The 20,139-nt window shown below is 69.5% G+C and carries 16 protein-coding genes; 8 read left to right on the top strand and 8 right to left on the bottom strand.

Translation table 11 applies throughout. The annotated features are described in order from the left end of the window. Nucleotides 1–44 precede the first annotated feature (44 nt). The 3 genes from AB4070_RS12955 to AB4070_RS12945 form a co-directional block, all read right to left on the bottom strand. The gene (locus tag AB4070_RS12955) at nucleotides 45–5,240 is read right to left on the bottom strand and encodes a beta strand repeat-containing protein (protein WP_441980440.1); all 5,196 of its coding nucleotides are present in this window, start codon (nucleotides 5,238–5,240) and stop codon (nucleotides 45–47) included. A 230-nt stretch (nucleotides 5,241–5,470) separates the two neighbouring features. After that, entirely contained in the window at nucleotides 5,471–7,990 is a 2,520-nt protein-coding gene (locus tag AB4070_RS12950; protein ID WP_441980439.1) for an FtsX-like permease family protein, read from the bottom strand. Further along, on the bottom strand, nucleotides 7,990–8,757 hold the full coding sequence (locus AB4070_RS12945) for an ABC transporter ATP-binding protein (RefSeq protein WP_441980438.1): 768 nt from the start codon (nucleotides 8,755–8,757) through the stop codon (nucleotides 7,990–7,992). Before AB4070_RS12945 ends, AB4070_RS12950 begins: the two co-directional genes overlap by 1 nt. A gap of 108 nt (nucleotides 8,758–8,865) precedes the next feature. On the opposite strand from AB4070_RS12945, the gene AB4070_RS12940 reads away from it, so the two are divergent. From AB4070_RS12940 to AB4070_RS12915, 6 genes are all read left to right on the top strand, one after another. After that, nucleotides 8,866–10,098, top strand: coding sequence for a sensor histidine kinase (locus tag AB4070_RS12940; RefSeq protein WP_441980437.1), 1,233 nt, complete (start codon nucleotides 8,866–8,868; stop codon nucleotides 10,096–10,098). Continuing rightward, nucleotides 10,086–10,724: a response regulator gene (locus AB4070_RS12935; protein WP_441980436.1), complete on the top strand. Its 639-nt coding sequence runs from the start codon at nucleotides 10,086–10,088 to the stop codon at nucleotides 10,722–10,724. Before AB4070_RS12940 ends, AB4070_RS12935 begins: the two co-directional genes overlap by 13 nt. Nucleotides 10,725–10,971: 247 nt before the next feature. Continuing rightward, nucleotides 10,972–11,325: a PadR family transcriptional regulator gene (locus AB4070_RS12930; RefSeq protein WP_441980435.1), complete on the top strand. Its 354-nt coding sequence runs from the start codon at nucleotides 10,972–10,974 to the stop codon at nucleotides 11,323–11,325. Nucleotide 11,326: 1 nt separating this feature from the next. Further along, the gene (locus AB4070_RS12925) at nucleotides 11,327–11,695 is read left to right on the top strand and encodes a DUF1048 domain-containing protein (protein WP_017203035.1); all 369 of its coding nucleotides are present in this window, start codon (nucleotides 11,327–11,329) and stop codon (nucleotides 11,693–11,695) included. Further along, on the top strand, nucleotides 11,692–12,465 hold the full coding sequence (locus AB4070_RS12920; protein WP_441980434.1) for an ABC transporter ATP-binding protein: 774 nt from the start codon (nucleotides 11,692–11,694) through the stop codon (nucleotides 12,463–12,465). The genes AB4070_RS12925 and AB4070_RS12920 overlap by 4 nt, the downstream gene beginning before the upstream one ends. Next, nucleotides 12,462–13,229 carry an ABC transporter permease gene (locus tag AB4070_RS12915; RefSeq protein WP_441980433.1) on the top strand — a complete coding sequence of 256 codons (768 nt, stop codon included), beginning with the start codon at nucleotides 12,462–12,464 and terminating at the stop codon, nucleotides 13,227–13,229. Before AB4070_RS12920 ends, AB4070_RS12915 begins: the two co-directional genes overlap by 4 nt. Nucleotides 13,230–13,320: 91 nt before the next feature. On the opposite strand, the gene AB4070_RS12910 is transcribed toward AB4070_RS12915, so the two are convergent. From AB4070_RS12910 to AB4070_RS12895, 4 genes are read right to left on the bottom strand one after another with little or no spacing between them, the layout of a single operon-like run. Further along, nucleotides 13,321–14,508: an ABC transporter permease gene (locus tag AB4070_RS12910; RefSeq protein WP_441980432.1), complete on the bottom strand. Its 1,188-nt coding sequence runs from the start codon at nucleotides 14,506–14,508 to the stop codon at nucleotides 13,321–13,323. Between the two features lie 17 nt (nucleotides 14,509–14,525). Further along, nucleotides 14,526–15,236: an ABC transporter ATP-binding protein gene (locus AB4070_RS12905; protein ID WP_441980431.1), complete on the bottom strand. Its 711-nt coding sequence runs from the start codon at nucleotides 15,234–15,236 to the stop codon at nucleotides 14,526–14,528. Then, complete coding sequence (locus AB4070_RS12900) at nucleotides 15,233–16,288, bottom strand: peptidoglycan-binding protein (protein ID WP_441980430.1); 1,056 nt, start codon at nucleotides 16,286–16,288, stop codon at nucleotides 15,233–15,235. Before AB4070_RS12900 ends, AB4070_RS12905 begins: the two co-directional genes overlap by 4 nt. Further along, nucleotides 16,285–17,043 carry a hypothetical protein gene (locus tag AB4070_RS12895; RefSeq protein ID WP_441980429.1) on the bottom strand — a complete coding sequence of 253 codons (759 nt, stop codon included), beginning with the start codon at nucleotides 17,041–17,043 and terminating at the stop codon, nucleotides 16,285–16,287. The genes AB4070_RS12900 and AB4070_RS12895 overlap by 4 nt, the downstream gene beginning before the upstream one ends. Nucleotides 17,044–17,179: 136 nt before the next feature. On the opposite strand from AB4070_RS12895, the gene AB4070_RS12890 reads away from it, so the two are divergent. Both AB4070_RS12890 and AB4070_RS12885 read left to right on the top strand, forming a co-directional pair. Then, nucleotides 17,180–17,848 (top strand): response regulator transcription factor, encoded by a 669-nt coding sequence (locus tag AB4070_RS12890; protein WP_113680817.1) that lies wholly within the window; start codon nucleotides 17,180–17,182, stop codon nucleotides 17,846–17,848. Nucleotides 17,849–17,853: 5 nt separating this feature from the next. Then, nucleotides 17,854–19,122 (top strand): sensor histidine kinase, encoded by a 1,269-nt coding sequence (locus AB4070_RS12885; RefSeq protein ID WP_441980428.1) that lies wholly within the window; start codon nucleotides 17,854–17,856, stop codon nucleotides 19,120–19,122. 93 nt (nucleotides 19,123–19,215) lie between these two features. Here AB4070_RS12885 and AB4070_RS12880 read toward each other — a convergent pair whose 3' ends face one another. After that, entirely contained in the window at nucleotides 19,216–20,124 is a 909-nt protein-coding gene (locus tag AB4070_RS12880) for a glycine betaine ABC transporter substrate-binding protein (protein ID WP_441980427.1), read from the bottom strand. Nucleotides 20,125–20,139 lie beyond the last annotated feature (15 nt).

Below are 20,139 nucleotides of genomic sequence, written 5' to 3'. Positions count from 1 at the left end.
GCCCCGCCCGTCGAGTTCGACGAGCGGGGCCTTCTTCATGACCGTCAGGCCTGGGAGCGGCGTCGACGCAGGATCAGCAGCACGGCACCGCCGAGCAGCAGAGCGATCGCGAGCCCCAGCACCCAGGGCGCGAGCATTCCACCGGTGAGCGCGAGCGGCGTCAGCACCGGGTTCTCCGTCGTGCTGGGCGGCGGCGTGAGCGTCCCACCGCCGGGAGGGGTCGCCGTCCCCACGGCCGCGTTGCGGAGAGTCGCACCCGCCGCGTTCGCATGCACGGTCACGGAGTACGTGATCGTGACGCTCTCGCCCTCGGCGAGGCTGCCCGTCCAGCGCAGCTGCGTGCCGTCGACCACGGGTGCCGCCACCGTCCGCTCGCCGACGACCGCGGTCGCGCCGGGCTTCAGATCGGCGTGCGACAGGACTCCGGAGAGGTCGTCCGTGATGACGACCTCGTCCAGCCCTGTCTCACCCGTGTTGGTGCCGACGAGCGTGTACGTGACGGTGCTTCCCGTAGCGACCGCCGTGCCCGATCCCGGGTTCGCGGTCTTGAGGAACGCGAAGCCGGGGGTGCCGACCGGGTTCTCGGTGGTCACGGGCGGAGGCGTGAGCTCGCCACCGCCGGGCGGGGTGGCGGTGCCAGCGACTTTGTTCGCGATCGTCGCACCGCCCGCGTCGCCGTTCACGGTCACCGAGTAGGTGATCGTGACGCGCTGTCCGATGGCGAGCGCACCCGTCCAGGTGAGCTCGTCACCGTTCACGACAGGAGCGGGTGCAGACCCATCGATCACGGTCGCCGTCGCGTCGCCGTTGTAGGCGGCGTGGTCGAGCACGCCGGACAGGTCGTCGCTGATGCGCACAGGATCCAGCGCCGTCTCACCGGTGTTCACGCCGGTCACCGTGTAGGTGATGACGCTGCCGGGGTCGACTCTGGTGCCCGTGGCGGGATCGGCCGACTTGCGCAGCTCGAAGCCGGGCTCGTTGACCGGGTGCTCCGTGGTCGCCGGAGGCGTCTCGATCGGCGGCACGCCGCCCGGCGGGGTCGCCGAGCCGGAGGCCGAGTTCTCGAGGATGGTGCCGCCGGCGTCAGCCTTCACCGTCACCGAGTAGGTGAGCGTGACGGTCTCGCCGATCTGGAGCGCGCCCGTCCAGGACAGACGCTCACCGGTGACGCCGGGTGCCGTCGTCTCCGTGTTCCCGATCCTGGCCGTCGCATCGCCGTTGTAGACGGCGTGCGCGAGCACTCCGGAGAGATCGTCGGTGATGGCGACGGGGTCGAGCACGGTCTCGCCGGTGTTCACGCCCGTCACGGTGTACGTGATGACGCTGCCGGGGTCGACCGCCGTGCCCGCTGCCGGGTCGGCGCTCTTCGACACCGAGAATCCGGGCACGTTCACGGCGTTCGTCGTGGTGCCGGGCGGCGGGGTGATCTCCTCGCCTCCCGGCGGGGTCGCCGTCGCCGTCGCACTGTTCTCGATCACGGAGCCGACGCCTTCGGCCTTCACGGTCACGGAGTAGGTGACGGTGACCGTCTGACCGACCGCGAGGGCGCCCGACCAGCTGAGCTTCGCGGCGTCGAACACCACTGCTCCCGCCGGCGCTCCGGCGACGACCGCGGCGGCATCCTCGTTGTACGACGCGTAGGGCAGCACCTTGGAGAGGTCGTCCGCGATCGCGACCGGGTCGAGCACCGTCTCACCGGTGTTCACGCCGGTCAGCGTGTAGGTGATCACGTCGCCGGGATCCACGGCCGTTCCCGCGACGGGGTCGGCCGTCTTGGCGAACGTGAACCCGGGCTGGTTGACCGGGTGCTCGGTGGTCGCCGGCGGGGGCGTGATCGGCGTGCCAGGGGTCGTCGGGCTCTCCGGGTCGCTCGGATCCGTGGGGATCAGCGGCGTCGCCGTGCCGGTCACGGTGTTGGCGATCGTCTCGCCACCCGCGTTCGCGTCGACCGTCACCGAGTAGGTGATGACCACGTTCTGTCCTGGGCGCAGCGTGCCGCTCCAGGACAGTGCTCCGTCGGCCACGCTGGCGTCGCCACGGGTGGCCGAGACGTCGTCGTTGTAGGCCGCGTGAGCCAGCGCGGGGCGCAGGTCATCGGCGATCGAGACCGGATCGAGCACGGTGTCGCCCGTGTTCGTGCCCGTGACGGTGTAGGTGATCACGCTGCCGGGATCGACACGCGTGCCCGTGGCCGGGTCGGCCGACTTCGACACCGTGAAACCGGGGGTCGCGACCGGGTGCTCCGTGGTGGAGGGCGGCGGCGTCACCGGCGTGCCCGGCGTGGTCGGACTCTCGGGGTCGGTCGGGTCGGTCGGGATGAGAGGGGTCCCCTCACCCGTGACGGTGTTGCGCAGCAGCACACCCGTCGCGTCCTGGTCCACCGTGACGGTGTAGGTGATGTCCACACGTGCACCCGGAGCCAGCGCGCCTGTCCAGGTGAGCGTCGTGCCGACGACGTCGAGCGTCCCGGTCGAGGCCGTCGCGTCGCCGCCGTACTGTGCATGCGCCAGCACAGCGGACAGGTCGTCGACGATCGTCGCAGGGTCGAGGGCGGTGTTGCCCGTGTTGACGCCGGAGATCGTGTAGGTGATGGTGTCACCCGCGCGCACGGCAGTGCCGGAGGCGGGATCGGCGGACTTCGTCACCTCGAAGCCGGTGTCCACCACCGGGTGGTTCGTCTCCACGGCGGGAGGGACGATCGGCGTGCCCGGGGTCGTGGGACCGTCGGGGTCGCTCGGGTCGACCGGGATGCGCGGCGTGGCCGTGCCGGTGGCGGTGTTGTGCAGCAGCGCCTTCTGGACATCGGCGTCGACCGTCACGGTGTAGCGGATGACGACGGACTGGCCGCGCGGGACATCACCGGTCCAGGTGAGCGTGGTGCCGGACACGGCGACGGAGCCGCGGTCGGCGGTGACGTCGTCGTTGTAGGCGGCACTGTCGAGCACACCGGACAGGTCGTCGACGATCTTCGCCGGGTCGAGGTCGGTGTCACCCGTGTTGGTGCCGGTGATGGTGTACGTGATGGTGTCGCCGGCGGACACGGCCGTGCCCGATGCGGGGTCGGCGGACTTGCTGATGGTGAAGCCGGAGCCGACGACCGGATGCTCGGTCGTCGTCGTCGGCGGGACGATCGGCTCGCCCGGCACCTCCGGTCCCTCGGGATCACCGGGCTTCGGGGTGGTCGGCGTGGCCGTGCCGCTGACGGTGTTCTTCAGGATCTTGCCGGATGTCTCCGGCCCGACCGTCACGGAGTAGGTGATGGTCACGGCCTGTCCCGGCTGCAGCGCGCCGGTCCACGAGAGGGCGTTTCCGTTGATGGTCGCCGCCCCGGAGGTCACGGGGGTTCCGCCGACAGTGGTCGCGATGTCGGAGTTGTAGGTGGCGTGAGCCAGCACACCCGACAGGTCGTCGGCGATCGATGCCGGGTTCAGCACGGTGGCGCCGGTGTTGGTCCCGGTGACCGTGTACGTGATGACCTGCCCGGGCTCCACGACGGTGCCCGGTGCCGGGTCGGCGGTCTTGACCACCGTGTATCCCGCCACGGGGTGCTCGGTCGTGACGGTCGGCGGAGTGGGCGGAGGAAGGGTGCCCGGCGGGGTGCCGGAGGCGGTGACGCTGTTGGCGATCCGCTCCCCCTCTGCGCCCTCGTCGACGATCACCGAATAGGTGATGGTGACCACCTGGCCGGGCTCGAGCACACCGGTCCAGGCGAGGTCGTCGCCGGTGACGGTCGCGGCGCCGGAGGTGACGGTCGTTCCGTCGATCTTCGTGGCGACGTCACCCTGGTACGTCGCGGAGGTGAACACACCGGAGAGGTCGTCGGCCACCTGCACGGGGTCGAGACGCGTGTTGCCGGTGTTCTCCGCCTCGACCGTGTAGGTGATGCGCTGTCCGGCATGCACGGCCGCCCCCGGGGCGGGGTCGGAGGTCTTGCGCAGTGCCAGATCCGGAGCGAGGCGCACGTTGGTGAACGTGCAGGTGACGTCGGTGCCGAGCGATCCGGCGGGCTGAGTCACCTGACCGTCGGCCGTCACGGCGACCGGCACCGTCGAGCCGTCGGAATTGACCTGCACGCAGTCGAGGGATTCGGCGTATCTCGTGCGATCCGTCGTGCCGGATGCCGCCTCGCTCAGTCGGAACACGTCGCCCTGGTTGGTGAACACGGGGCCCGCGTAATCGGGCTGCAGTCCGGTGCGCTCACCGCGCGTGACGGCGTCGGTCTGGGGGACCTGGTACCCGGCGGGCGACTGCACGCGCAGGGCGAACTGATCCGTGGCCAGGTGACGCCCCTCCGGGAGGTCCTTCTTCAGCGTGAGCGTGTTCGGGAACGTGCAGCTCGCCATGTCGGTGGGCTGGAAGGTTCCGAGCGACGTCGTGTTGACCGTCTCGCCACGCGGCAGGTCGACCTCGATGATGCGGTTTCCGCCACCCGAGACCGAGACGAAGATGTGGCCGAGGTTTCCGAACGCGATGCCGTTGCCCTGGACGCCGGCGCCCATGTCGTGCACCTGCTTGGCGTCGATCGTGGCGGTGCTCGGGGTGAGCGAGGTGGGCAGGTCGGAGGAGTAGATGAAGTTGTCGGCCACGAGCACGAGCTGACCCGAGGCGCTGAACGCCATGTCGCCGTTCGCGCCGAAGGCGCTGCTGCCCGCGGTCGGGCGAAGCGTTCCCACCTGAACGAAGGTCTGCGGCGTGACGTTCTCTTCCCAGGCGTAGAGGTTGATGGCGCCGTTCGTCGTGCCGCTGGCGAAGTAGTAGACGCCGGTGACGGGGTGCACGGCACCGCGCAGCACGGACGAGTTCAGCGAGAACGTCGTGCGGGTCGTGGTGTCGGTCACGCGATCGTGCTTGGCGAGCGTCTTGGTGCCGGCGGCGTTGGTGACGGTGTACGCGTAGCGACCGTTCGAGGAGATGCCGAGGGCGTTGTTGGAGTGGTCGACACCGAGCGTGCTGGCTCCGAGCGTTCCGCCGTTGCCGGGCGTGCCCTGCTCGTTCACGACGAACTCGCGCACCTCGGTGGCGCTCTGGACGTACACCGCTCCGGGCGTGCAGAGGAACGGGTCGGCAGCGGCCGCAGGAGCGGCGGTCAGGGTTCCGCCGATGAAGACCATCGACGAGGCGACGAGCGCCGTGCTGACGGCGCCCCCGATCAGCTTCTTCGCGCGGCCCCGCCAGCGGCTGAGCCGCTCGGACGGAAGGCCATCGGATGTGTGGTCCTTGCGGGCAACACGGAATCCCATGACTGTCTCCCCATTCATCGCTTCGCCGCTGCGCGTTCGCGCACGGAAGCCCCCGCCCCCTCAGGCGACCGCCGAGCACCATTCGGGCATGGTGAACTCGGTTCGGGCCACCGCCAGCCTGGCGTGGGCGCGAGCTCCGTTCCCGGCGAATGCAGGTTTTTCACCCCGCCTTTTCACCCCACGAGGAAAGGGGCGCACCGGCGACACCGGTACGCCCCTTCCGACTCCGCCTACTGGCGCGAGCCGATCTCGTCGATCGGACGCGTGCGCATGGTCGCAGCGGTCCCGATCCACATCGCCACCAGGGCGAGGGCACCCATCGCACCGATGATCGTGAGCGACCCCAGCACCGGCAGCACGGGCAGCGGCTGCCCCGAGATGCCCATGCTCACGCCGATGAGCGGAGGGATCGCGACCACGACACCGAACACCATCGCGATCACCGCGACCAGCACGGCCTCGATCCGCATCATCGCGCGCACCTGCCCACGCGAGGATCCGATCAGCTGCAGCAGAGCCAGCTCGCGCGAGCGCTCTCCCGTCGCCATCACGAGCGTGTTCACCACGGCGATCGCGATGTAGCCGAGGATCACCAGCAGGGCGATGAGGTTGACCCACCCCTGCTGGGATTGCGCTCCCGCTCCCGCAGCCTCCTGCCCCGAGCCTTCGCTCGCGAGCAGACCGCTCGCACCCAACGCTGCACGGACCTCATCCGTCGTGCCCGCGTCGACCGTCACGAGCGCGAAGGCATCGAGGCCTGACGTGGTGTGGGCCCTGACCGCATCGGCGGCCATGGTGAGGTCGCCGAAGCCGAGGCCCCGCTCGTACACCGCGACGACCGCGGCCTCGAAGGGCGAACCGTCGCCCAGGTACCCGACGACCGTTCCGCCGAGGTCCAGACCCAGCGCCTGCGCGGCATCCGTGCTCACCGCGACAGCAGTGGTGCCGTCGAGCTGCGCGAGCGCCCCCTCCCGCACCCGCAGATCGAGGCTGTTGGCGATGTTCGTCGGATCGATGCCCTGCAGCACGTGCTCGTCTCGTTGGAGCTTGCCTTCGAGATCGAAGGAGTCCACCACCGCCGCGCTGAGGGCGACCCCCGAGACCTCGGTCACCCCTGGTGTCTCGCGGATGGTGTCGATCATGTCGGGCGAGAGGCCCGCCGGGGCCGTCACGCGCAGGTCGGCGATGACGCCGGCACTGGCCTGCGTCGCCGCCTCGGCCGCGATGATCGACGGCGCCCCGATCTGCACGAGTCCCAGGCCGATGCCGAGGGCGATCGGCAGGATCGCCGAGGCGAGGCGCCTGCTGTTCGCCGTGGCGTTCGCCGAAGCGAGGAAGCCGGCGGATGAGAGGCGACGTAGCATCGTTCCGATCAGGCGGACGCTCAGCGATACCAGCCACGGGCCGAGTACCGCCAACGCGATGATCAGCAGCATGGCTGCGCCGGCCGCCGCACCGGCCGCGATCTGTCCGCGCACCACGAGCGGCACGGTCGAGACCGAGATACCCGCGGCGGCGAGCACGATGCCCGTGATGATTCGCGGCAGCCCGATGGCGGGCGCACCCGTCGCCGACTCCCGCAGCGCCTCGACCGGGTCGAGCTTCGCGACCCGGGCGGCGGCGATGCGCGCGGCACCCCAGGCGGAGGCGAGCACGAGCAGCACCGCTCCGGCCGCGGGAAGCGGACTGAAGGCCAGGGCGAAGTCGCCCGGGATCACACCCCCGGCGACGAAGGCCGACTGCAGCACGGTCGACAGCAGGTATCCCGGCGCGATGCCGAGCAGCACGGCGACCGCCGACACCCACAGCACCTCTCGGGCGACGAGCGCGTGCACCTGGGAGGGGCTCGCACCGACGGCGCGCAGCAGGGCATAGTCACGACGACGCGACTGCACCGACAGCGACAGCGTGCCTGCCACGATGAACATCGCCACGAGGATGCAGGTGCCGACGAACGCGCTGCCGATGGCCACGAGCGTGGACCGCGCCGCACCCGAGTCGAGGAACTCCACGTCGCCGCGGCCGTCACCCGTGCGGGCCACCAGGCCGGGGTAGGTCTCGCGGATCGCGGTCGCCGCCTGCTCGGGATCCGCCCCGGAGACGAACACGCCGAGCGCCTGCGGGGCACCCCTGTGCGGGTCGAGCTGGTCGATGCGACGCTCGCTCAGGAAGACATGTGCGCCGCGTTCGGGTGCGACCGGAGCGGCGACCTCGCCGACGACGCGGTACTCCGACGGCACGCCGCCGTGGGCCAGGACGACCGTATCGCCCACGGCACGACCGCTGCCGGCGGTGACGACGACCTCATCCGCCGCCGCGGGTTCCTGCCCCTCTTGCAGCTCGAAGCCGGTCAGCGCGGTGGCGGGCCAGGGGTGTGCCTCGACCACGACGGCACCGGCCGCATCCGCTCCCTGCAGGACGAGCGGAACCGTGACGTCGGCGACGACGCGGTCGACTCCCGGAAGGGCGGCGATGTCGCGCACCGCGTCGACCGGCAGCGGCGCGCGCTCCCGCAGCGGAACAGGCAGGTCCTCCGGCACCTCCACCTGCTGTGGCGCACCGACCACGACGTCGACCGCGGAGTAGCGCTCGGGCGCCAGCCCTCCGCGCATGCCGGATTCGACGAGCACGCCGAGGCCGGTCACCAGTGCGCTCGCGACGAACACCGCGACGGCTACGCCGACGAAGCTTCCGCGGTGGTGGCGAAGATCGGCACCGACGAGCCGGCCCAGGCCCAGCGACCCCGACATCACCACTCCCCCAACGCGCTCATGCGATCGTTGATCTGCGCAGGGTCTGCACCGTCGAGGTATCCCGCGAAGGCCCCGTCTGCGAGGAAGATGACCCGATCGGCGTGCGAGGCGACCACCGGATCGTGCGTCACGACCACGACCGTCTGGTTCAGCTCTCGCGCCGTGTGCGCGAGCAGATCGAGCACCTGCTTGCCCGAACGGGAGTCGAGGGCGCCGGTCGGCTCGTCGCCGAACACCACGTGGGGCCGGGTGATGAGCGCGCGTGCGATCGCCACCCGCTGCTGCTGACCGCCGGAGAGCTCGGACGGGCGGCGGCGCCGGAATTCGGTGAGACCCACGGCGTGGAGCAGGAAGTCGAGCCACTGCGCCTCGAGACGACGGCCGCCGAGCCGCAGCGGCAGCGTGATGTTGTCCTCGACGTTCAGAGCCGGCAGCAGGTTGTACGCCTGGAAGACGAATCCCACGTGATCACGACGGAAGGCCGTGAGCTGGCGGGTCTTCAGCCCCGAGATCTCGGTCCCGCCGAGGTGCACGGTGCCGCTGCTCGGCCGGTCGAGTCCCGCAGCGCTGTGCAGCAGGGTGCTCTTGCCCGAGCCGGATGGGCCCATGATCGCGGTGAAGGTGCCCTTCGCGATGGCGAGATCGATGCCCCGAAGTGCGGTGACGCGGTTGGCGCCGGAACCGTAGGTCTTGACGACGGACTGCAGCCGCAACGCTTCGGAGGGCCGTGCGTCGACGGCGGGGGCGAGTGGTGTGAAGGTCATGGTTCGACGCTAGGGACGCCCGTCGCGGCATCCCATCCCGTCCGCTGCCGCATCGATGGTGGGGCTGGCTATACCGTGCGGCTGCGACTGCTCGGGCAGACTGTGAGAGTGAAGGACCGATGGATGCGTCGCTGGCTGCGCGCGTGGGGATACCTGGCCGTCGAGGCCGCGGTCTCGATCGCATCCGTGGTGTTCCTCTGCCTGGGCATCGTGCTGCTCCCCTTCATGATCCTCACGGGCGGCGTGCTGATCCTGCCCGAGGCTGTGCAGGGCCTGCATCGGTGGACCGATGTGAGCCGCCGCCGGGTCGGAGCGTACCGGGGCGAGGAGCTGACGCCGATCGGCCAGGTGCTCCCGCCGTCGTCGACCATCGATGCCCGCCTGCGCTTCGCCTTCTCGCGTGCCACCGGGCGCGACGCCCTGTGGCTGGCGGTGCAGGGGATTCCCGTGCTGTTCGTCTCTCTTCTGACGATCTCGCTCCCCGTCGCCGCGGTCAACACCCTCGCCATCACCTACTACTGGCAGTTCGCCCCCGCCGACGACCCGGTCGGCTCGGTCTACCCCGTCACATCCTGGGAGCTCGCGGCCACGATGCCGCTGCTCGCGGTGGCGTATGCGCTCCTCTCGGCCTTCCTGATCCCCGCCGTCGCCCGTCTGGTGTCGTTCGTGTCGGCGAAGCTGCTCGCGACGCCGGAGAAGTCGCGCCTCGCGGCCCGTGTCGACGCCCTGACCCACAGCCGTGCTGCCGCGCTCGACGCCCACGCGGCCGAGCTGCGCCGGATCGAACGCGATCTGCACGATGGTGCGCAGAACCGTCTGGTCAACGTGGTGATGATGCTCGGGATCGCGGAGCGCGCACAGGAGACCGGCGGCGACGTGCTCGAGCCGCTGCGGCGAGCGCAGGATGCCGCGACCGATGCGCTCGCAGGGCTCCGCCGCACGGTGCACGACATCTACCCGCCGATCCTCGACGAGCTCGGGCTCGAGGGTGCCCTGGCCTCGCTCGCCGGGCGCAGCGTGGTGCCCTGCACGGTCGAGACGGACGAGATCGGACGTGTGCCGGCGGCGGTCGAGTCGGCCAGCTACTTCGTCGTGGCGGAGGCGCTCACGAACGTCAGCAAGTACAGCGAGGCGACCCGTGCCGCGGTGCGGGTCGAGCGCGACGGCGAGCTTCTGGTCATCACTGTCGAAGACGACGGCGTGGGTGGAGCGGTCGAGAGGCCGGGTGGCGGTGTTGCCGGCATCCGGCGCCGCATCGAAGCCTTCGAGGGCGCTCTGGACCTGACGAGTCCGGCCGGAGGCCCCACCACCCTGAGAGCGGAGTTGCCATGCGGATCGTGATCGCCGAAGACGACACCCTGCTGCGCGAGGGGCTGGCGCTGCTGCTGCGCAGCGAGGGGTTCGATGTGGTCGCCGCCGTCGACAACGCCGACGATTTCCTCGACCGGCTCGATGAGGCGGACGCGGCAGTGGTCGACGTGCGGATGCCGCCGACGTTCACGAGCGAGGGACTGAAAGCGGCGGCCGAGGCTCGCGCCCGCCGCCCCGGATTCCCCGTGCTGGTGTTGTCGGCGTACGTCGAGGACCGCTATGCCGGTGAGCTGCTGGCGGCCGGAGCCGACGGTCTCGGCTACCTGCTCAAGGAGCGCGTCGGCAAGGTGGCCGCGTTCGTCGACGCCCTGCACCGCGTGGCCGCCGGGGGCACGGTGATGGATCCGGAGGTCATCTCGCAGCTGATGAGCCGGCGGCGCGCCGACGATCCGGTGCAGACCCTCACGCCGCGCGAGCGCGAGGTGCTGGGTCTGATGGCCGAGGGTCTCGACAACGGCACGATCGCCGAACGGCTGTTCGTGACGGAGACCGCCGTGAGCAAGCACATCGGCAACATCTTCGGCAAGCTCGGCCTCGCCTCCAGCGACAGCGGCCACCGCCGCGTGCTCGCCGTGCTGGCGTACCTCCGCAGCTAGCCCCCCTCCCTCCCTCTCCCTCTCCCTCGCTCTCTGCGCGACCGAGACCCACTGCCGACGCCGAGACCCACCGCTCCGGACGTATGCGGGCGTGGGTTTCGGCACCCGCGATGGGTCTCGGCGTCGCGCGCAGAAAAAACACTCAGTATTCGGTGTTGCTAAGTACCGGTACTCAGTGTTACTTTGTACCGGTACCCAGCAACACTGAGTACCGAACGAGAGACACAGGAACGAGAGGAGGGGACCGATGGGCAAGCAGATGACCGAGATGCTCAAGGGCACCCTGGAGGGCATCGTGCTGGCCCTCCTCGCCGAGCAGCCGGCCTACGGATACGAGATCACGACACGGCTGCGCGAGCACGGCTTCACCGACACCGCCGAGGGCACCGTCTACGCCCTGCTGGTCAGGATCGAGCAGAAGAAGCTCGTCGACGTCGAGAAGGTGCTGAGCGAGAAGGGCCCGCCCCGCAAGGTGTACACCCTCAATGCTCAGGGCCGCCAGGAGTTGGAGGAGTTCTGGACCACCTGGAGCTTCCTCCGCACGCACATCGAACGACTGCACACCACGAACACCAGCGACACCACGAACAAGGAGAACTGACATGGCCGCGAAGTGGATCGAAGCGATCACCGGATCACTCGAAGAGAAGAAGCAGTACAAGCAGGCTCAGGCCCGCATCAACGCCCTGCCCGAGCCGTACCGCGAGATGGCGAAGGCCCAGCAGCGCTACAACATGTACTACGGCGGCGTCACCGACGGCGACACCATCGTGAAGATGTTCCTCGACATCGCCGACATCTGGGAGCGTGCCGCACTCGACGGAACCCCGGTGAGCGCCATCGTCGGCGACGACCCGGTCGAGTTCGCTGAGAACTACGCCGCGGCGTACGGCGGTCGCCAGTGGATCGACAAGGAGCGCGCCCGTCTCATCAAGGCGTTCGACGACGCGAAGAAGAAGGAGGAATCATGACGAACTCCGCCATCTCGGTGCGCGGCATCGAGAAGTCGTACAAAGATCTGCACGTGCTGCGCGGCGTCGACTTCGAGGTCGAGAAGGGCAGCATCTTCGCCCTCCTCGGCTCGAACGGCGCGGGCAAGACCACCATGGTGCGCATCCTCTCCACCCTGCTGAAGGCGGATGCCGGCACCGCGACCGTGCAGGGCGCGGACGTCGCCACCGACCCGGTCGGAGTGCGCGAGCGCATCAGCCTCACCGGGCAGTTCGCCGCCGTCGACGAGATCCTCACCGGACGCGAGAACCTGGTGCTGGTCGCGAAGCTGCGGCATCTGCCCGACGCGGGGAAGGTCGCCGACGAGCTCCTGGCCACGTTCCGTCTGACGGATGCGGGCGGGCGCAAGGTCGGCACCTACTCGGGCGGCATGCGTCGCCGGCTGGACATCGCGATGAGCCTGGTCGGCGACCCCGAGGTCATCTACCTCGACGAGCCCACCACCGGCCTCGACCCCGAAGCCCGCATCGAGGTGTGGGGCGTGGTCAAGGAGCTCGCGAACACCGGCACGACCGTGCTGCTCACCACGCAGTACCTCGATGAGGCGGAGCAGCTGGCCGACCGCATCGCGATCCTCCACGAGGGCCGCATCATCGCGAATGACACCCTCGCCGGACTCAAGCGCCTGCTTCCGGCCGCGAAGGTCGAGTACGTCGAGAAGCAGCCCACCCTCGAGGAGATCTTCCTCACCCTCATCGGCCCTTCCACAGGAAAGGAGAAGGCAGCATGACCACGCACTTCGCCGCCGACACGGCGACGCTCACCGGCCGCTCCATGCGGCACATCTTCCGCAGCCCCGACACGATCATCACCACGGCGGTCACCCCGATCGCGCTGATGCTCCTGTTCGTGTACGTCTTCGGCGGTGCCCTCCAGCAGAGCACCGGCGTCGACAACTACGTGAACTACCTGCTGCCGGGCATCCTGCTCATCGCGATCGCGTCGGGCATCGCCTACACGGCGTTCCGGCTGTTCACCGACATGCAGAGCGGCATCTTCGAGCGGTTCCACTCCATGCCGATCGCCCGGTCGAGCGTGCTGTGGGCCCACGTGCTCACGTCCCTCACGGCGAATGCCATCACCCTCGCGATCATCTTCGGCGTCGGGTTCCTCATGGGCTTCCGCACCGGGGCGAGCGTCTGGGCCTGGCTCGGAGTGATCGGCATCCTGATGCTGTTCACGCTGGCACTCACGTGGCTGGCGATCATCGCGGGCCTGAACGCCAAGACCGTCGACGGCGCGAGTGCCTTCTCGTACCCGCTGATCTTCCTGCCGTTCATCAGTTCGGCGTTCGTGCCGACCGACACCATGCCGGCACCGGTGCAGTGGTTCGCCGACAACCAGCCCGTCACCTCGATCGTCAACACCATCCAGGCGCTGTTCGCCCAGCAGCCCGTCGGCAACGACATCTGGATCGCTCTCGCCTGGTGCGTCGGGATCCTCGTGGTCGCCTACGTCTTCGCGATCATCTCCTACCGGAAGAAGGTCAGCTGATCGACGCCAAGCGAGACGGAACGCTCCGACCGGGGACTTCTCCCCGGCCGGGGCGTTTCGCCGCGCTCGGCGGTCCTTCGATCCCGGGGCCTCAGACCGTGCGGAGCGCGGCCGTCGGCGACAGGCGCGCAGCGCTGATCGCGGGATAGAGTCCGGCGATCACCCCGACCACCAGCGCCACGACCGGGCCACCGAACAGCACGACCGCGGGGATCGCCACCGCCTGCCCCTGGATCGAGGCGTAGACCACGACCCCGAGCGCCCCGACCGCAGCTCCGGCGAGGCCCCCCAGCCCGCCGAGCACGATCGCCTCCGCCACGAACTGACCCGCGATCTGCCCCGAACGCGCGCCGAGCGCACGTCGAAGGCCGATCTCGCCGCGCCGCTCCAGCACCGCCACCACCATGGTGTTCGCGATGCCGATCCCTCCGACCAGCAGAGCGATCGCCGCGAGTCCGACCGCGAGGCCGGACAACGAGTCATCCGCGGTGTCCCGCGCGCCGGCGAGGTCGCCGAGCCCGTTCACCTGCACATACGGAGACGAGGGGTTCGCTGCGCGGGCGATGGCATCGCGGATCGTCTCACCCGTCGCACCGTCGGCCATGCGCACGTAGATCGCAGCGATCCTGCCGTCGCTCTTCTTCGCCACGTGCTCGGCCGCCCACCGGTCGCCGAGGAACGCACTCGCGTCGATGGATTCGGCGAGGCCCGCCGCGTCGAGGATCCCGATCACGGTGTACCACTGCTCGCCGATCCACACCCGCACGCCCGGCTCCGTGATGCCCATCCGCGCAGCGGCCGCCGCGCCCAGCACCGTCACCGGCAACGAGCGATCCGTCTCGTCGAACCAGGAGCCCTTCGCCACGGATCCCTCCACCGACGACAGGAAGTCGGGACTCGCCGCATAGGCGGTCAGTCCGTTGCCCTGGCTCTTCGGCATGAGGTCGTTGCGGTACACCCCCGTGTCGTCCGGCACCTTCTCGAGCACCCCGATCCGTTCCACGCCGTCCACCCGCTCGATCATCCCGGCAGCCGTCTCCGGCAGCGCGACCGGCTTGTTGTCCGGACCGTAGCCCGGCTGCACGACGATCATGTTCGCGCCGAGGGAGTCGAGTTCGGCCAGCAGCTGGGCCTGGTTCGACGCGGCGATGCCCGTGATCGCGGTGAGCGCCGCGATGCCCACCGCCACGCCGAGCGCCGACAGCGCCGTGCGCATCTTGCGACTGCGGGGACCGATGAGCGCCGTGCGGATGCTGTCCGCGACACTGAGTCGCGGCATCCGCTCCCCTCTGCGCCTCATGCCGCGACCTCTTCCTTCCGGCGCGAGCCGGTGTCGCTCACGATCCGGCCGTCGTGGATGCCGACCTGCCTCTGCGTGCACTCCGCGATGTGCGGATCGTGCGTGATGATCACGACAGCCGTGCCGGAATCGGCGATCGAGGTGAGCAGTTCGAGGATGCGCTCGCCCGTGGTCGAGTCGAGCGCACCGGTCGGCTCATCAGCGAACAGCACCGACGGATCGCCGACGATCGCCCTGGCTATCGCCACGCGCTGCTGCTCACCACCGGACAGCTGACCGGGTCTGTGCTTCATGCGGGCGCCGAGACCCACCCGCTCCAGGGCCGCCGCAGCACGCCTCGCCCGCTCCGCTGCAGGCACGCCGGAGTAGAGCAGACCGAGCGCGACGTTGTCGACCGCGCTCAGCGCGGGCAGGAGGAAGAACTGCTGGAACACGAAGCCGATGCGGCGAGCGCGCAGCACGGCACGCTCGCGTTCGGGCAGAGCGGCGGCGTCCGTCCCATCGATCAGCACGGTGCCGCTCGTCGGGTCGTCGAGGGTGCCCATGATCGAGAGCATGGTGCTCTTGCCCGACCCCGAGGCTCCGACCACGGCCACCAGCTCACCGCTCTCGATCGCCAGGCTCATGCCGTGCAGCACGCGCAGCGGCGGGTTCCCCGGGTACTCCTTGATCACATCGACGAGTTCGACCACCGTGTCGGGTGTCATCGCGCCACCACCACGGCATCGCCGGCGGCGAGATCGCCGCCCGTGATCTGCACCTTGGTGTCGGCGATCAGCCCGACGTCCACGGCGACGCGCTCGGTCTTGCCGCCCTTGCGCAGCACGTCGACGGCATATCCGCCGTCGGTGGTCGCGACGAGGGCGGTGACCGGCACGACGAGCGCGTCCTTCACCTCCGAGGTCGCGAACACGACCTTGACCGCGCGCAGACCGATCCCCGCGGCGACGGCGGGGTCGTCGAACTCGACGTCTGCGGTGGGCGGAGTGGTCTCGCCCTCCTTGTCGGTCGGCTGCCCGCCGGGATCGACGGCGGTCACGGTCGCCGGCGCCTCCGTCCCGTCCGGCAGGATCACGGTCACCTTCGTGGCGGGCAGGATCTCGCGGGCTTGCGCATCCGTCAGCTTGGCGACCACGCGCAGCGTCGTGCTCGTGTAGCTGAGCGGACTGGACCCGGCCGGGTCTCCCAGCTTCGCCGTGACCGACTCCACCCGCACGGATGCGGCGCTGATCGCGACGACGTCACCCAGCTTCACGATGCCGTCCTGCGGCACTCCGAGCGACTTCTGCCAGGCCTTGACGTTGGTCTCGGTGACCGCGGTGAACTCGTCGTCGATCGTCATGTTCCTCCCGAAGCCGAGATCGGCGAGAGCCTGTTCCAGCTGCCTGACATCCGGGCCCTTCTCCGCTCCCGGGCCCAGGTCGCGCCAGAACGGCCGGTCTCCCCGCATCGCGATCACCGGCTTTCCGTCCACCTCGTAGATCGCCTGCCCGACGCCGATCTGCTCCCCCGCCGCCGGCAGGCGGGTGATCGTCCCGGCGCGTCCTGGCAGGGCGATCGATGCCCCATAGCTCAGGGTCCCGTTGAGGCGCAGATCGGAGGTGAGCGTTGTGAGCTCGGCCTCGACCGTCACCGGCGCCTTCTCCTCATCCGGCGACTCGGCCACCGAGCTCCAGGGCTGCAGCACGGCCACGGTCACGGCCGCCGCCACCAGCAGCACTCCGACCGGGACGAGCACCTTGGTCAGCCGGCGGCTCATTCGTCGCCTCCGGAGGGAAGGGTGGATGCCGCCGCGAACATGCCGTCGAAGTACTCGCTCATCACCGCGAACCAGTCGAAGTCGACCGCCTCGATGCTCTCCTGCGTGAACATGGGGGGCATGTCCCCCGTGGTCTCCGCGCAGGCTTCGAGAAGGGTGCGCGCCTCGTCCTCCGTGATGCCCTTCGGCAGCGTGAGCATGCCGTCGGTGTCGGGGTCGGCGAAATCGGTGAAGCCGTTCTTCCTGGCGCAGGAGGCGAACGCGAGCCCTGACTCCATGATCTCCTCCGGTGAGATCATCTTCGTCTGCGAGCCCTCGCCCGCCATATCGGGCTCCGGTTGCGTGAACTCGGGCACCTTCTCCTCACAGGTCTCCCACGCGGCGCGCTGCCCGCCTTCCTCTGGATAGCCCGAAGCGGCGGTCGAGGCGAGCCACGTACCGTCATCGTCCGAGAAGACCATCGTCATGGCGAGGTCCTCACCGTCGCCCGAGCCCGCTTCAACCGACATCATGCCGCCTGTCGAGGTGCCGCTCGCGGGACCGTCGGGCATCAGCATCCCCACCTGTCCGCCCTCGACGATCTTCGCGGTCTGCCCCTCCTCCGTGAGGCAGCTGACGAAGCGGGCGGCCGCCGCATCGTTGGCCCCGTCCTTCGCCTTGTCGTCTCCCGATGGTGCGCTGCACGCGGCGAGCGCGAAGAGTGCGAAGACAGCGGGGATCGCCGCCCACGATCGGACTGCTCTCGAATCGAACATGAGGTTCCCTTTCTCGCGGTCGCAGCTCATCCGCGACGTGCAGTCAGTTCTACGGAGGCGGTGGTTTGCTGTGGGTATGACGGCGCCTAACCGGAAACTAACCGCGGCACACGCACCCTCGGATGACGGAGGTGCCATGCGACTGCTGCTGGTGGAAGACGAGGCCGACCTGGCCGACACGCTTGCCGACGGCCTGCGCCGCGAGGGGTACCTGGTGGAGGTCGCCCGAGATGGAGCCGCAGCCCTGACCTCCGCGGCCTCGAACGACGTGGACGTGATCGTGCTCGACCGTGACCTGCCCGTGCTGAGCGGCGACGCGGTGTGCCGCACGCTCGTCGCGCAGGAGTATCCCGCACGCATCCTGATGCTCACGGCCGCCGGGACTCTGAACGACCGTGTCGAAGGCCTCGACCTCGGCGCCGACGACTACCTCGCCAAGCCGTTCGCGTACGTGGAGCTGCTGGCCCGCATCCGAGCGCTCGGACGACGTGGCGGATCTGCGCGGACGAGTGCCGTGCAGGAGTTCGCCGGAGTGCGCCTCGACAGCGCTCGACGCATCGTGGAGCGCGACGGCAGCCCGATCCGACTCACGCTCAAGGAGTTCGGGGTGCTCGAGACCCTTCTCGCCGCGGAGGGCGGCTACGTCAGCGCGGACGACCTCCTCGACGAGGTGTGGGACGAACCGCAGGAGCGCACGCGCGGTGTGGTCAAGATCGTGGTGCACACGCTGCGACGCAAACTCGGCTCGCCCGAGGTGATCCACTCCGCGGCGGGACACGGCTATCGAGTGGGGACGACCGCATGAGACGCATGAGCTTCCGCACCCGGCTGGTGATCATCATCACCGCGGTGTTCATCGCGGCCGGTGCCGCCCTGCTCACCGTGCAGTACCTGGTGGTGCAACAGCTGTTCTCCTCCGCCATCACCACCACCGAGGCCAGTTGCCTCCCGATGGCGGCGGTCATGCAGGTCGGCAGCGAGTCGAGCGCGACCGATGGATCCGACGTCAGCGAGGTGACTCCGCTCCCCGACAGCAGCAGCGTCGTCTGGGGTCAGGCCAGCACCGGTTGCGGGTACTTCGCCGGATCCATCGACGCGCAGCTCGCGGTGCCGTCCCAGACCCTGAGCCTCGATGCCGTGGAAGGCGCGGTGCTGCAGCAGTCGAGCTTCCTCGCCGACGAGGTGGGCAACGGGCTTCTGCTGTGGTCGGTCGTCGTGCTCGTGGCCTTCACCGGAGTGGCCGCCGCGATCGCGTTCTGGCTCGCGCGCCGTTCGCTCGACCGCATCGGAGAGGTCACGGCCGCCGCGCGCGACATCTCCGCACGCGACCTCGGCCGACGTCTCGACCTGCCGGGGCCCGACGACGAGATCAAGGAGCTGGGCGACACGATCGACGGGATGCTCGACCGGCTGCAGTCGGCGTTCACCGCCCAGGACCGCTTCGTGGCGAACGCCTCGCACGAACTGCGCACCCCGCTGACCACGACGCGCACCGCGCTTGAGATCCCTCTCGAACAGGGCGCGGTGCCGGCGGATCTGCAGGCCAACATGCAGCGGGCGCTGCGGGCGACCGAGCAGAGCGAACGTCTCATCACGGCGCTGCTCGCCCTCGCGCGTGCCCGCACCGGCCTGGACGAGATCGAGCCCGTCGAGCTGAGCGCCCTCATCCAGGATCAGGTCGACGACCTCGACACCCAGGGCATCGAGGTGCATCCGACGCTCCGTGACCTCACGGTGCAAGGAGATGCGGTGCTGCTGGCGAGAGCCGTGCGCAACCTGCTCGAGAACGGCGTGCGGCACAACGCGCAGGGCGGAGAGCTGTGGGTGCGATGCCGACGCGAGCGCGGACGCGCCGTCATCGAGGTCGAGAACACGGGCGCTCCGATCACCCCTGCGACGGTGGAGCTGCTCACCGAGCCGTTCTACCGCGGCGATGCGAGTCGCACCTCCGCCGGCCCCGATGGCACGGGGCTGGGCCTCGCGATCGTGCAGAGCATCGCGAAGACCCACGGCGGAGAGGTGCGCCTGCGCGCGCGGAAGAGTGGCGGCCTGATCGCCGCGATCGTGCTCCCGCTCTGATCCGGTCTTCCCGCGGAAGGGAAGGGGGTGTCATCTACGGCGAAGGAGGGCCTCCCGGTGCGGGAGACCCTCCTTCGTGAAGCGGGAGCGGTGTCAGCTGGTGACGGTCCAGTCGAACTGGTCGCCGTACTGCTTCAGCCACTCGTCGACCGCGTCGGCTTCCTTGCCCTCGCCGTACTCGTTGACCACGAGGTCTTCGAGCGCACCGTACTGCTCGTCGTCGAGCTTGATCTTCTCGATCAGCTCGGCGGCCTCGGGGAACTCCTCGGCGAAGCCGTCAGTGCCCAGGAAGTGCAGGCCCTCGGCCTTGCCCATCGCACCCTTCGGGTCTTCGAGGTCCTTCACGGGGAAGGCGTCGTTGGCCCAGAACGGACGCCACAGCGTCACGACGATGTCCTCCTGCTTGTCGGTCGCGGTCTTCAACTCGGTGAGCATCGCCGCGGTCGACGAGGTGACGAGCTCGTACTCGCCGTCGAGACCGTATTCCGGCATCATCTTCTGCGTCTGGGCGGTGAGGCCCGCGCCCGGCTCGATGCCGTAGATCTTGCCGTCGAACTCGCCGCCCTTGCCCACCAGGTCTTCGATCGAGTTCAGCTCGGAGTACTCCGGCACAGCGAGCGTGAGCTTGGCGTTCTCGTAGTACTTGCCGAGGTCTTCGATGTCATCGCCGTACTTCTCCATGTAGGAGGCGTGGGTGAGTTCCGGCCACGCCGACGGGTAGATGTCGACGTCGCCCTGGGCGAGCCCGGTGTAGAGCGGGCCTGCCTCGGTGAGCGTCTTCATCTCGACCGTGTAGCCGATCTTCTCGAGCTGGTCCTGCAGCAGGTAGGCGGTGCTCAGACCGTCGGTCCACGAGGGCAGGAAGCCCAGCGTGATCGTGCCCTTGTCGTCGGAGCTGCCGTCGCCGCCGCCCGTGCCGCCGGCGCCGTCGCTGCTGCAGCCCGCGAGGGTGAGCGCCGCTGCGGCGCCGAGTGCGGTGATTGCGAGGATCTTCTTCTTCATGTGATTTCTCTCTCT

This window comes from Microbacterium sp. 2RAF4, assembly GCF_052115285.1.
Classification (GTDB): Bacteria; Actinomycetota; Actinomycetes; order Actinomycetales; family Microbacteriaceae; genus Microbacterium; species Microbacterium oxydans.
This window is presented reverse-complemented; position numbering and strand designations above follow the sequence as displayed.